General features: G+C 56.7%; 11 protein-coding genes. All 11 read left to right on the forward strand.

The genetic code is table 11. The features are described from left to right. Positions 1 to 110: 110 nt before the first annotated feature. The 11 genes from RQ738_RS06685 (at position 111) to ruvA (ending at position 12,364) form a co-directional block, all read left to right on the forward strand. Positions 111 to 377, forward strand: coding sequence for a hypothetical protein (locus RQ738_RS06685; protein ID WP_314163136.1), 267 nt, complete (start codon positions 111 to 113; stop codon positions 375 to 377). Positions 378 to 447: 70 nt separating this feature from the next. After that, positions 448 to 705: a zinc ribbon domain-containing protein gene (locus RQ738_RS06690; RefSeq protein WP_314163138.1), complete on the forward strand. Its 258-nt coding sequence runs from the start codon at positions 448 to 450 to the stop codon at positions 703 to 705. A 17-nt stretch (positions 706 to 722) separates the two neighbouring features. Then, positions 723 to 1,367, forward strand: a complete 645-nt coding sequence (locus tag RQ738_RS06695) for a DUF502 domain-containing protein (RefSeq protein WP_314163140.1) — start codon at positions 723 to 725, stop codon at positions 1,365 to 1,367. Between the two features lie 54 nt (positions 1,368 to 1,421). Then, the gene (gene aspS / locus RQ738_RS06700) at positions 1,422 to 3,203 is read left to right on the forward strand and encodes an aspartate--tRNA ligase (protein ID WP_314163145.1); all 1,782 of its coding nucleotides are present in this window, start codon (positions 1,422 to 1,424) and stop codon (positions 3,201 to 3,203) included. A 232-nt stretch (positions 3,204 to 3,435) separates the two neighbouring features. Further along, positions 3,436 to 6,552 (forward strand): chemotaxis protein CheB, encoded by a 3,117-nt coding sequence (locus RQ738_RS06705; RefSeq protein ID WP_314163152.1) that lies wholly within the window; start codon positions 3,436 to 3,438, stop codon positions 6,550 to 6,552. Between the two features lie 42 nt (positions 6,553 to 6,594). After that, the gene (locus RQ738_RS06710) at positions 6,595 to 8,316 is read left to right on the forward strand and encodes an ATP-binding protein (RefSeq protein ID WP_314163154.1); all 1,722 of its coding nucleotides are present in this window, start codon (positions 6,595 to 6,597) and stop codon (positions 8,314 to 8,316) included. Positions 8,317 to 8,692: 376 nt separating this feature from the next. Continuing rightward, the gene (locus RQ738_RS06715) at positions 8,693 to 8,896 is read left to right on the forward strand and encodes a cold-shock protein (protein ID WP_314163156.1); all 204 of its coding nucleotides are present in this window, start codon (positions 8,693 to 8,695) and stop codon (positions 8,894 to 8,896) included. 991 nt (positions 8,897 to 9,887) lie between these two features. Beyond that, the gene (gene nudB / locus RQ738_RS06720; protein WP_314163158.1) at positions 9,888 to 10,328 is read left to right on the forward strand and encodes a dihydroneopterin triphosphate diphosphatase; all 441 of its coding nucleotides are present in this window, start codon (positions 9,888 to 9,890) and stop codon (positions 10,326 to 10,328) included. 120 nt (positions 10,329 to 10,448) lie between these two features. Next, positions 10,449 to 11,192 carry a YebC/PmpR family DNA-binding transcriptional regulator gene (locus RQ738_RS06725; protein ID WP_314163159.1) on the forward strand — a complete coding sequence of 248 codons (744 nt, stop codon included), beginning with the start codon at positions 10,449 to 10,451 and terminating at the stop codon, positions 11,190 to 11,192. A 45-nt stretch (positions 11,193 to 11,237) separates the two neighbouring features. Next, positions 11,238 to 11,756, forward strand: a complete 519-nt coding sequence (ruvC, locus tag RQ738_RS06730) for a crossover junction endodeoxyribonuclease RuvC (RefSeq protein ID WP_314163162.1) — start codon at positions 11,238 to 11,240, stop codon at positions 11,754 to 11,756. After that, entirely contained in the window at positions 11,753 to 12,364 is a 612-nt protein-coding gene (gene ruvA / locus RQ738_RS06735; protein WP_314163164.1) for a Holliday junction branch migration protein RuvA, read from the forward strand. The genes ruvC and ruvA overlap by 4 nt, the downstream gene beginning before the upstream one ends. The last annotated feature ends 3 nt before the right edge of the window (positions 12,365 to 12,367 follow it).

The raw sequence follows: 12,367 nt of genomic DNA on the forward strand, positions 1-12,367 counted from the left end.
TGCGCATCAATCAACCTGGTTACCTTATTTACCCGAAGCTTGCTGCTTGTCAGGCTTATGTTAACGGGACAGCAGTGATTTATGTATAAAGTTAATATCGGGAGGTGGGTATGGGCAAGCCGACAGCAGCAGAACTGCAAGAAGCGCTCGAAACGGCTGCACAGATGCGGGAGCAGGACAATGACCCGCATTACGTTGCCAAGGCGCTGTTGAACCTGAACTACCGCATGGGCTACATGGAAAAGGTGCTGCACGCCGCGCAGCTATACCTGCGCGGACTGGGTGAGCATGAACATGCTGCACTGCAAAAAGCTATTGATGCGGCACGCCGGGAAGAGGCGCATACTGGCGGCCGGGATATGGATCATTTTATCTGAGTTGAAAAGCGGGTGGGCCGCCCCCATAAACGGGGGGCGGTGAATATCACTGTATAGACAGGAATGAATAATGCCCATTTATGAATATGTGTGTACTGATTGCGGCCATCAGCTGGAAGCGCTGCAAAAGATGAGCGACGCGCCGCTCAGCGAATGCCCCGAGTGTGGTAAACCTGCCTTGCAAAAGCAGATTTCCGCCGCCGGCTTCCGCCTCAAGGGCGGCGGCTGGTACGAGACCGATTTCAAGAGCGGCGACAAGAAAAACGTCGCTGGTGACCGCAAGGGGTCAGGCGGCGGTTGCGGCGAGGGTAGCTGCAGCAGCAGCTAGCCGGGGCGAGCATTCGTATGTTTCGTCGTTACCTGATTGCCGGTCTGCTGGTCTGGTTGCCGCTCGGGGTCACCCTGCTGGTATTCACGCTGCTGGTCGGGCTGGTCGAAAAGCTTCTTGACCTGATGCCGGCCGCCTACCGGCCGGAGGCCCTGCTCGGGCTGGAGATCCCCTTCCTGGATGTGCTGCTGGCCCTGGTGGTGATGTTGACCATCGTTGTCCTTACCGGCCTGCTCGTCGCCAACCTGTTTGGTCGCAAGCTGGTCACGGTATGGGAGTCGCTGCTCGGTCGGATCCCGCTGGTGCGGAGTATCTACCAGAGCGTCAAACAGGTCGCCGAAACGGTGTTTTCTTCCACGGGCAAGTCGTTTCGCAAGGTCCTGCTGATCGAGTACCCGCGCAAGGGGCTTTATACCCTGGCACTCCAGACGGGTAACAGCGGCGGCGAGATCCAGGCGCGAACCGGTGAAGAGGTGACCACCGTATTTGTGCCGACCACACCGAACCCGACCTCGGGGTTTATTATCCTTGTGCCGACCAAAGACGTGGTGGAACTGGAGATGAGCGTCGACGAGGCGCTGAAAATGGTCATCTCGCTGGGGCTGGTCGAGCCTAAATGGCCGGCCGAAAAACTGCAGAAAGCCCCTGCAGATATTGCATAAAGTCCTGTAACCACTTAAGATTCCCGCCCTTTACTAGGTCTGGGAACAAATCCAATGCGAACTCATTATTGCGGCCATGTTAACGAGAGCCTCATCGATTCAACGGTGGAACTCTGCGGCTGGGCACACCGTCGCCGTGACCATGGTGGCGTCATCTTTATCGACCTGCGTGACCGTGAGGGCCTGGTACAGGTCGTTATTGACCCGGACACCGAGGCCGCGTTTGCCAACGCCGAGCGTTGTCGTAGTGAGTATGTACTTCGTATAAAAGGCCTGGTACGTCATCGTCCTGAAGGCACGGTCAACAAAGACCTGGCCAGCGGCAAGATCGAGGTCCTGGCCCGGGAACTCGAGATCCTCAACAGCGCCAAGACCCCGCCGTTCCCGCTCGACGAGGAGACCGAGGTCCGCGAAGAGGTGCGCCTGCGCTACCGTTACATCGACCTGCGCCGCCCGGAGATGCTGCGCAAGCTGCGCCTGCGCTCCGAAGTCACCCGTGCCCTCCGTGAACAACTCGATGCCAACGGCTTCATGGATATCGAGACCCCGATCCTGACCAAGGCCACCCCGGAAGGCGCGCGAGACTACCTCGTGCCGAGCCGCACCCATGAAGGCGAGTTTTTCGCCCTGCCGCAGTCACCCCAGCTGTTCAAGCAGTTGCTGATGGTCTCCGGCATGGACCGTTACTACCAGATCGTCCGCTGTTTCCGTGATGAAGACCTGCGTGCCGACCGCCAGCCGGAATTTACCCAGCTTGATATCGAGACCTCCTTCATGGACGAGGAGGCGATCATGCAGATCAACGAGGACATGATCCGCAATGTCTTTGACCGCGTGCTCGGCGTGCAACTGGCCAAACCCTTCCCGCGCATGAGCCATGCAGAGGCCATCCGGCGTTACGGCGTCGACAAGCCGGATCTGCGTATCCCGCTGGAGCTGGTGGACGTCGATGACCTCATGCAGGCAGTTGAATTCAAGGTCTTTGCCGGCCCGGCCGCCGACCCGGAAGGCCGCGTTGCCGCCCTGCGCCTGCCGAAGGGCAGCGAGCTGTCGCGCAAGCACATCGATGACTACACCAAATACGTCAGCATCTACGGTGCCAGGGGTCTGGCCTATATCAAGGTCAACGACGCGGCGGCCGGTCGTGATGGCCTGCAGTCGCCGATCCTGAAATTCCTGCCCGATGCGACCGTGGACGGCATCATGCAGCGCACCGGTGCCGAAAACGGCGATCTCATCTTCTTCGGTGCCGACAAGGCGCACATCGTCAACGAGGCGCTGGGCGCCCTGCGCATTAAGCTCGGTCATGACACCGGCCTGGTCGAAGAGGGCTGGCGCCCGTTATGGGTGGTCGACTTCCCGATGTTTGAAAAGGACCCGGCCACGGGCAATCTGCATGCCCTGCATCATCCTTTCACCTCGCCAGGCTGCAGTGCGGAAGAATTGCTTGCCGACCCGGTCAAGGCCCTGTCGCGGGCCTACGACATGATCCTCAACGGCAGCGAAGTCGGTGGTGGTTCCGTGCGTATCCACGATGCCGACATGCAGGCCAGCGTCTTCAAGCTGCTCGGTATTAGTGAGGAAGAGGCCAACGACAAGTTTGGCTTTCTGCTCGAGGCGCTGGCCTATGGTTGCCCGCCTCATGGCGGTATCGCCTTCGGCCTGGACAGGCTGGTTATGCTCATGGCCGGCGCCGACTCGATTCGCGAAGTCATGGCCTTCCCGAAGACCCAAAGCGCCAACTGCCTGCTCACCGATGCGCCCTCGCAGGTGAGTGAGGCGCAGCTCAAGGAACTCAGTCTACGGATTCGGAAACCGGCCAGGCAGGATTCATAACCTGTCCATGCAGGCTGTTATGCCGTGAAAGCCAACCGTCTGCGGATATCTGCTGTATAAATGCAACAAGTAAAGCCCGGCATTGCCGGGCTTTACTTGTTTTATGCACGGAACTACGTATAACTACTATACACATTGGGCGTATCTGGTAATCACCCCTGATATTCTTTATATTTATTTCCGTATCAAGCGGCAGGAATGCCTCTTCATAACGCCAACATCAGGTAACTTCATGCCGGCCAGAAAGAAAATAACAAAAAAGAAAACGGCCTCGAAAAAACCACCTGTCGCGGCAAAACCCCGCAAGAAAGCCACAGCGAAGAAAGCTCCTGTCGCGACAGCCCCGCGCAAGAAGATGGCTTCGAAAAAGACACCGCTTATAGCGAGTTCCCGCAAGAAGACCGCCACGGGCAAACAAAAAAAGGCAACCAGCCCGGCTATGCCGGAACACGGCGACACAGATTTTCTGGTGGTCGGTATCGGCGCCTCTGCCGGTGGGCTGGAGGCAGTGACGGAATTACTCCAGCACCTGCCGGCGGATACCGGTATGGCCTTCGTGCTGGTTCAGCACCTGGCACCCGGACACAAGAGCATGATGACCGAACTGCTGGCGCGGGAAACCATACTGGATGTCTCTGAAGTCACTGACGGCATGAAGGTAAGGCCCAATCACGTCTATGTGATCCCGCCGAACACGAACCTGGGTATCTTCAAAAATGCCCTGCACCTGATGCCACGTGAGGCTAAAGGGCAACACCTGCCGATTGACTATTTTTTCCAGTCCCTGGCGAAGGAACGGGGCAGCAAGGCCATTGCCGTGATTCTCTCCGGCAGTGCCTCGGATGGCACCCTGGGGTTGAAGGCCATCAAGGCCGGAGACGGTATCACCTTCGCGCAGGCACTGGAAACCGCCCATTACGACAGCATGCCCGCGAGCGCCATTGCTACTGGCTGCGTGGATTTTGTGCTGCCGCCGAAGGACATTGCCAACGAACTTGCTCATCTTGCCCGACACCCGGCTGTGCTGCGGACTGATCTCGTCGCCGGCAAGGAAGATCGTGAGCGCATCGATGGCGAACTGGAAAAGATCTTCTGGCTGTTACGCAACCGCACGGGTAACGACTTTACCTACTATAAGACGACTTCTATCCAGCGGCGGATCAGTCGTCGCATGCTGATGCACAAGATCGAACGGCTGAAAGACTATGTGCGCTACCTGGGTTTGCATCCCGTCGAACTGGATGCGCTCTTCCAGGATATCCTCATCAACGTCACCAGCTTTTTCCGTGATCCGGACGCGTTCTCGGCCCTCAAGAAGAAGGTCTTCCCGATGCTCGTGCGTGAACGCTCTGGTGAGCATCCTGTCCGCATCTGGGTACCGGGTTGTTCAACGGGCGAAGAAGTCTATTCGATTATCATGGTTCTGATCGAGTTCCTCGACGACGACATGAACAGCACACCGATTCAGGTGTTTGCCTCGGATATCGACGAACAGGCAATCGCCCGGGCGCGTGCGGCCATTTACCCTGAAGGTATTGTCGCCGAGGTCTCCCGGGAACGCCTGCAGCGCTTCTTTACCAAGGTGCCGCAGGGCTATCAAATTAACAAGCGTCTCCGCGACCTGTGTATCTTTGCCGTGCAAAACATCACCAAGGATCCGCCTTTTTCCCATCAGGACCTGATTGCATGCCGCAATATGATGATTTACATGAACACGACCTTGCAACGCAAGGTGCTGCAGACCCTGCACTATGCGCTCAATCAGGGGGGTTACCTGTTCCTGGGGACCTCTGAGACAGTGGGGGCATCCGCGGATATGTTTGCCGCTGAAGACGAGGCAAACAAGATTTACAGAAAGAAAGATGTTAGCCGGCAGCTGCATTATCATACCCCGAACACCGGAAGGGTTACCTCGCCGCCAGCCTCCATGGCGGTCAGAAAATTGCCGCGGGCCAGGCATGAGCCCGTTGATCTGCAACGGCTCGCCGAAGCGGTCATCCTCAACCAGTACAGCCCGGCCGCGGTGGTCATCAACGAACGCATGGACGTCGTGCAATTCATAGGCTTCACCGGCCCCTATCTCGCCCCGGCGCCCGGCGCGGCGAGCCTGAACCTGATTAAGCTGGAGCACCCGAACCTGACGATGGAGCTGCATCTGCTTGTCCGCAATGCGTTACGCGACAAAGCGTCGAGCCGGCGGGAAGGCCTGCACCTGCGCCACAATGGCAACATGCTGGAGATCAACATCGAAGTGTTGCCTCTCCCGGAACAGGGTTCCGAGGAGGCCCACTACCTGGTGCTTTTCCGGAAAGTCGCGGAACATGCAGTGAAGACAGCAGCGAAGGGAACGGCCGGCAAGAAGCAGGCCCCGAGCAAGGAAGCAGAGCATATAAAAAGGCTGGAACAGGAACTCGCGGATGCCAGGGCCTATTCGCGGTCCATCATTGAGGATCAGGAAGCGGCTAACGAAGGGATCCAGGCCACCAACGAGGAGCTGCAGAGTACCAACGAGGAATTGCAGAGTACCAACGAGGAATTGCAGAGTACCAACGAGGAACTGGAAACCTCCAAGGAAGAACTGCAGTCCACGAACGAAGAATTGATTACCGTGAACGAGGAACTGGAGAATCGCAATACCGAGTTATCCACGTCCAACGATGATCTGAATAACCTGATCGCCAGTACCGACCTGCCATTGATTATGCTCGACGAGGCACTGAAGATTCGTTTCTTCTCGCCGAGGACCCGCGACTTGTTGAATTTGATCGATGGTGACGTTGGCCGCTCTATCGGCGATATCCGCCTCAATTTCGATATCGGTGATATCGTTGACCACGTGCGCAAGGTAATTGAATCGCTTCACCCCCTGGCCACGAAAGTCCGCGATGATGAAGGATATTGGTATACCATGCGCATTACGCCATACCGGACTTCGGATAACCGCATAAAGGGCGCCCTGATCATCTTTGTCGATATCACCGACAGCAAGTTGTTACAGCGCGCCAGCCGCCTCGCCACGGTGGTGGAGGACTCCAATGATGCCATCACGGTACATGACCTGGACGGCCATATCCTGGCGTGGAACCCGCGTGCGGTGGAGATTTACGGCTATAGTGAAGAAGAGGCACTCAATGTGGATATCAGCATCATTGTGCCCGAAGACAAACGACAAAAGATGGGCATGCGGATAAACAAGCTGCGGCAGGGTCAACTGGTCAGGCCGATCAGTACGCAACGCCTGAGCAAGGATGGCAAGCTGTTTGAGGTTATTGTGACCATGTCATTATTAAAAAACGAGCGGGGCGAGCCGGAGGCTATTGCCACCACCGAACGCCCACTCACGGATTAATGCAGGAATAACCCCGGTGACCTGTGACCGCGGAGGGATGAGATGACTGATTACAGAAAGGTCAATAAGGCAGAATTAATCGAACGACTGGAGCGCTTACAGTCTGAAGATACTACGGATGCGGATAACGCCGAATTGCAACACCTGCGTCAGGACCTGGATGTACACCAGGTCGAACTGGAAATGCAAAATTACGAGTTGCGTGAAAAGCAACTGGAACTTGAGATCGCGCATAACAAGTACGTTGACCTGTATGACTTCGCGCCCGTGGGTTATCTGACCTTTGATGAGAAGGGCATTATCCGCGAGATAAACCTTACTGCTACCGGTCTCCTGAAACGGCCCCGTGGCCAGTTACTCAATAAACCGTTCACGGCATTTTTTACCAATGGCAGCAGCCAGGCCTTCCATCACTGTCTTAAAGAGGCTATCGATACCGAGCAAGAGCAGGGCGTGGAATTGGAATTGATACGTAAGGATTACCCCACGCTGTATGTGCATATGCAGATGCTGGCATCATCGACCAGCAAGGGTCACATGAATATCCGCGCGGCCCTCGTCGACATCACGGACAAAAAAAGGGTTGAGCAGGAATTGCTGCAGGCCAAGGAGCAGGCTGAAGAGGCGTCCCGGGCCAAGTCACAATTTCTGTCCTGCATGAGTCACGAATTGCGCACCCCGCTGCACGCCATCCTCGGTTTTGCCCAGATACTGGATATAAACAGGAATAACACGCTTGACCAGACCGACAAGAATGCTGTTAAGGAGATCCTTAACGGCGGCTGGCACCTGCTCGAGATTGTGAATGACCTGCTTGATATGTCTGCGATCGAGGCCAACAAGGTCGAGCTGAATATCGAGGCGGTTGAACTGGCCAGGCATTTTCAGGAAGGCCTGGATGCCATACGGCCGCTGGCCAGGCAGCGGGAGATCAATTTGTCCAGTACCGTAAAGGCCTGTGCAGATATCTATGTCCGCGCGGATCCCGTGCGCCTCAAGCAGGTGCTGCTGAACCTGTTATCAAACGCGCTGAAGTACAACTGCCAGAAAGGCAGTGTGAGCCTGTCCTGCGAAGAGGTTGGGGCAGACACCGTACGCATCGTTGTTGCAGATACGGGCCGGGGGATCGCGGAAGAAGACCTGCCCAGATTATTCGAGCCCTTCAGCCGCCTGTATCTTCGCACCCATGATGTGGAGGAGGGAACCGGCATTGGCTTGACGATTGCCAAGCAGCTTGTCGAGCGCATGGGAGGACATCTTGGCGTCGAGTCAAAAGTCGGCGAGGGCAGTCGCTTCTGGATTGAACTGCCGCGAAGCCACGGACCAGGACAAGACCTGCCGGCGACCAGCTCCGCGGCTGTGAGTACCGCCGGGCGTGAGGTTGAGAAGAAAACGGTGCTCTATATTGAAGACAGCCCCAGTCACATTCACCTGGTCGAAACCCTGGTCAAGGGGATGCCCGACCTCCAGCTATTGACCGCGCCCACACCGGAGCTGGGCCTGGAACTGGCACAGGCTCACCGGCCTGACCTGATCGTGCTCGATATCTGCCTGCCCGGCATGAGTGGATTCGAGATTTTGCAAACACTGCGGGCAAGTGCCGCCACCTCCGAAATACCGGTTATTGCGGTCAGTGCGAATGCCATGCCCGCCGATATTGAGAAGGGTCTGCAGGCAGGCTTCCAGCGTTACCTCACCAAGCCATTGAATATTGGGGAATTCTCGGAAGCCCTTGATGCCCTCTTGCAGGCTGGGGACGATTGAGGTCGCAGGGTGTCTTTTTGTCCTGGCTCGCCAGCAGAGGCCGCAGAGGGGAGTGGGGGGGGGATGCGATTACTCCCCGGCTTCTTGTGAAACGATGTAGAATAATCTCCTGGCTGCATCTAAACAGGCGCAGTGGCCGCATAACAGGCGGCCAAACATCGAACTATAAAAACCGAAAACATCCAGGCGATTGATATCTATCGCTATAATAAAAATTATATTACTGGCTATATCGGTGCGATTACCCTATAGTACGGTCAGCTACAGATTTTGTTATTGACACAATTGGTTGTTCCCTCCGTGTGACGCCCTGAATCATCGTTTCATTACCTGTATGCAACACTATAATTGTTTAATTTTTTAAGGTAAAAGCGACATGGCTACAGGTAATGTAAAGTGGTTTAACGAATCGAAAGGTTTTGGTTTTATTTCTCAGGACGACGGCGGCGATGATGTATTCGTACATTTCAACGCGATCCAGGGCTCAGGTTTCAAAACCCTGGCCGAAGGTCAGCCCGTCACCTACGAAGTAGAAAAAGGTCCCAAGGGCCTGCAGGCATCTAACGTAAATGCTGCCTAAGCAAGACCCCATCGGTTAAACCGATACGAAAAACCCCGCTACGGCGGGGTTTTTTTTGCCTTATTTGGCAGTATTCATTGCCGCCGTTTTTAATTAAAGTGTTTCAGTGCTGTCCCGTTAACTTTATATCCGTCATGCCGGCGCAGGCCGGTATCCATATTCGGAATCCATCGGGGTCGGAGTCGCTGTCTACACATGCTTTTGACCTGGTCGCCAACACCGCGGCTCGTTGTTCCAGCAAATCACCACGTCCGCGCGACTCCGACCCCTTACCTCATAGCAAGCCGGGCACAGTCCATCGGGGTCGGAGTCGCTGTCTACACATGCTTTTGACCTGGTCGCCAACACCGCGGCTCGTTGTTCCAGCAAATCACCACGTCCGCGCGACTCCGACCCCTTACCTCATAGCAAGCCGGGCACAGTCCATCGGGGTCGGAGTCGCTGTCTACACATGCTTTTGACCTGGTCGCCAACATCGCGGCTCGTTGTTCCAGCGAATCACCACGTCCGCGCGACTCCGACCCCTTACCTCGAAGAAATTGATGAATTCGGATTGATGATTGATGAATAAATGCAAGGTACGCTTCGCAGCCTGTAAAGTAAAAAGCCCATAGAGTCCAGCGGGGTCGGAGTCGCTGTCTACACATGCTTCTGACCTGGTCGCCAACATCGTGGCTCGTTGTTCCAGCAAATCACCACGTCCGCGCGACTCCGACCCCTTATCCGCTCAGCAAATCACCACGTCCGCGCGACTCCGACCCCTTACCTCGAAGAAATTGATGAATTCGGATTGATGATTGATGAATAAATGCAAGGTACGCTTCGCAGCCTGTAAAGTAAAAAGCCCATAGAGTGCAGCGGGGTCGGAGTCGCTGTCTACACATGCTTCTGACCTGGTCGCCAACATCGTGGCTTGCTGTTTCAGCGAACCATTACACTCACGCGACTCCGACCCCTTATCCGTTATCAATCATCAATCATCAATCATAAAATGCCCTTCAAGCGCCCCGAATCCGTCCTCGTCATCATTTACGCCTGCGCAGGTGAGGTGCTGATGCTCGAACGTGCCACGCCACGTGGCTTCTGGCAGTCGGTGACGGGTAGCCTGCACGAGGGCGAGTCGGCGCTGGCGGCGGCACGGCGTGAGCTCGAGGAAGAGACCGGGCTCGTCGCTGACCCCGTTGGCAGCGGCCTGGCGAACACCTTTCCGATTGCTCCTGCCTGGCGTGCGCGCTATGCGCCGGCAGTGACGCATAACCATGAAACCGTGTTCACCCTGGCACTGGAGCGTGCCTGCGAGATACGCCTGAACCGGGCCGAGCATGTACAGGTGCGCTGGCTGCCGCGTGAGCAGGCCGCAGCACGGGCCAGTTCATGGACCAACCGGGAGGCGATCCTGGCGCTGGTGCCCGAGCGACCCGCAAAAGCCTGACAATAACAGCAAAAACAATCAGATAGCCTGTCACAGAGATATTCTGCGGTGACGCCCCGGATGGTTAAATGGTATACTCGGGCGAATTTTATTGTAGTGGTTTTGAAAGGTACACAAGGCATGGCAGGTCATAGTAAGTGGGCGAACATCAAGCATCGCAAGGCGGCACAGGATGCCAAACGTGGCAAGATATTTACCAAGCATATCCGTGAGTTAACAGTAGCTGCAAAAATGGGCGGGGCAGACCCGGATGCCAATCCGCGCCTGCGCACGGCGATTGATAAGGCCCTTGGCGTTAACATGACCCGGGATACCGTCGAGCGCGCCATCAAGCGCGGCGCCGGTGCCGGTGAAGGTGAGAATTACGATGAAATCCGTTACGAGGGCTATGGTACCAACGGGGTCGCCATCATGGTTGACTGCCTGACGGATAACATCAATCGTACCGTTTCCGAGGTGCGGCATGCCTTTAGCAAGGCCGGTGGCAATCTCGGCACCGATGGTTCGGTGGCTTACCTGTTCAGCAAGCAGGGCGTCCTCGGTTATCCGGCCGGTGCCGACGAAGACGCCATCATGGAGGCCGCGCTCGAGGCCGGTGCTGATGACGTCACCACCCATGACGACGGCAGTATTGACGTGCTGACCACGCCGGAAGCCTTCATGGACGTGAAGGAGACCATGGTCGCAGCCGGGCACGTACCGGAGAATGCCGAGATCACGATGCAGCCCTCGACCACGGTCGACCTGAACCTGGAAGATGCTGAGAAGGTATTGCGCCTGGTGGATGCGCTGGAAGACCTCGATGATGTGCAGAATGTTTATTCAAATGCCGATATTTCTGAAGAGGTAATGGCACAACTTTGAAAACAACAATAACCACCGTGCGCGGAGGATTGACTCGTCAATAACATGGTTCGCATACTCGGTATTGACCCCGGTTCACGCCTGACCGGTTACGGTGTCATTGACGTTAATGGTAACCACAGTCGCTACGTTACCAGTGGTTGCATCCGCATCAGCGGCGACGACTGGGGCCAGCGCCTCGGCACGATTTTTGAAAACCTGAATATCCTCATCAGTGAGCATCGTCCGAATGAATTTGCCGTCGAGCAGGTCTTTATGCACCGCAATGCCGATTCAGCCCTGAAGCTGGGTCAGGCCCGTGGCGCGGCGATCTGCGCCGGGGTCAGTCGTGACCTGCCACTGTCTGAATACACCCCCCGCGCCATCAAACAGGCCATTGCCGGCAAGGGCGGGGCAAGCAAGGAGCAGGTGCAGCACATGGTTCGGGTATTGTTAAACCTGAATGCCACGCCGCAGGAAGATGCCGCCGATGCCCTGGCCGTGGCCCTGTGCCATGCGCATACGCGCCGGACCCTGCAATTGATCCCCGGGGCCAGTGGTGCCAGTGGCGGGAGGCTGCGATGATCGGTCGTCTGAGCGGGCAGTTACTCGTGCGCCAGCCGCCGCAGCTATTGCTGGATGTCAACGGCGTCGGCTACGAGATCGAGGCACCGATGTCGACCTTTTATGCCCTGCCCGAGATCGGCAGCAAGGTGACCCTGCATACGCATCTGGTCGTGCGCGAGGATGCGCATACCCTGTTTGGTTTCGCCACGGAAAACGAGCGCGCCATGTTCCGTGCTTTAATCAAGGTCAACGGGGTCGGGGCCAGGCTGGGACTGACCATCCTTTCCGGCATCAGCGCTGATGACTTTATTCGTTGCGTGACGGACGGCGATGCGGCCTCGCTGACGCGTCTGCCCGGGGTCGGCAAGAAGACTGCCGAGCGCCTGATCGTGGAGATGAAAGACGTGCTCAAGAAATGGCAGGCCGAGGCCGGCGATAGCGGTGCGGGTGTGTCCCCGGCCACCGCGCTGGCGAGACCTGACGATGCCGTGGCCGATGCCGTGAGCGCACTGATAGCCCTCGGTTACAAGCCGCCCGAGGCCAGCCGCATGGTGCGTGGCATCGAGACCAGAGACATGAGCAGTGAAGGCATTATTCGTCTCGCCCTGCAAAGCACGGCGAAGTAAGGA

This window comes from Sulfuriflexus sp., from assembly GCF_032250955.1.
In the GTDB taxonomy this organism is placed as follows: domain Bacteria; phylum Pseudomonadota; class Gammaproteobacteria; order AKS1; family AKS1; genus Sulfuriflexus.

What these genes read in the sequence shown, in the direction of transcription:
- RQ738_RS06685 (WP_314163136.1), top strand. Translation starts at nt 111, where the DNA reads ATGGGCAAGCCGACAGCAGCAGAACTGCAAGAAGCGCTCGAAACGGCT.
- RQ738_RS06690 (WP_314163138.1), top strand. Translation starts at nt 448, where the DNA reads ATGCCCATTTATGAATATGTGTGTACTGATTGCGGCCATCAGCTGGAA.
- RQ738_RS06695 (WP_314163140.1), top strand. Translation starts at nt 723, where the DNA reads ATGTTTCGTCGTTACCTGATTGCCGGTCTGCTGGTCTGGTTGCCGCTC.
- aspS (WP_314163145.1), top strand. Translation starts at nt 1,422, where the DNA reads ATGCGAACTCATTATTGCGGCCATGTTAACGAGAGCCTCATCGATTCA.
- RQ738_RS06705 (WP_314163152.1), top strand. Translation starts at nt 3,436, where the DNA reads ATGCCGGCCAGAAAGAAAATAACAAAAAAGAAAACGGCCTCGAAAAAA.
- RQ738_RS06710 (WP_314163154.1), top strand. Translation starts at nt 6,595, where the DNA reads ATGACTGATTACAGAAAGGTCAATAAGGCAGAATTAATCGAACGACTG.
- RQ738_RS06715 (WP_314163156.1), top strand. Translation starts at nt 8,693, where the DNA reads ATGGCTACAGGTAATGTAAAGTGGTTTAACGAATCGAAAGGTTTTGGT.
- nudB (WP_314163158.1), top strand. Translation starts at nt 9,888, where the DNA reads ATGCCCTTCAAGCGCCCCGAATCCGTCCTCGTCATCATTTACGCCTGC.
- RQ738_RS06725 (WP_314163159.1), top strand. Translation starts at nt 10,449, where the DNA reads ATGGCAGGTCATAGTAAGTGGGCGAACATCAAGCATCGCAAGGCGGCA.
- ruvC (WP_314163162.1), top strand. Translation starts at nt 11,238, where the DNA reads ATGGTTCGCATACTCGGTATTGACCCCGGTTCACGCCTGACCGGTTAC.
- ruvA (WP_314163164.1), top strand. Translation starts at nt 11,753, where the DNA reads ATGATCGGTCGTCTGAGCGGGCAGTTACTCGTGCGCCAGCCGCCGCAG.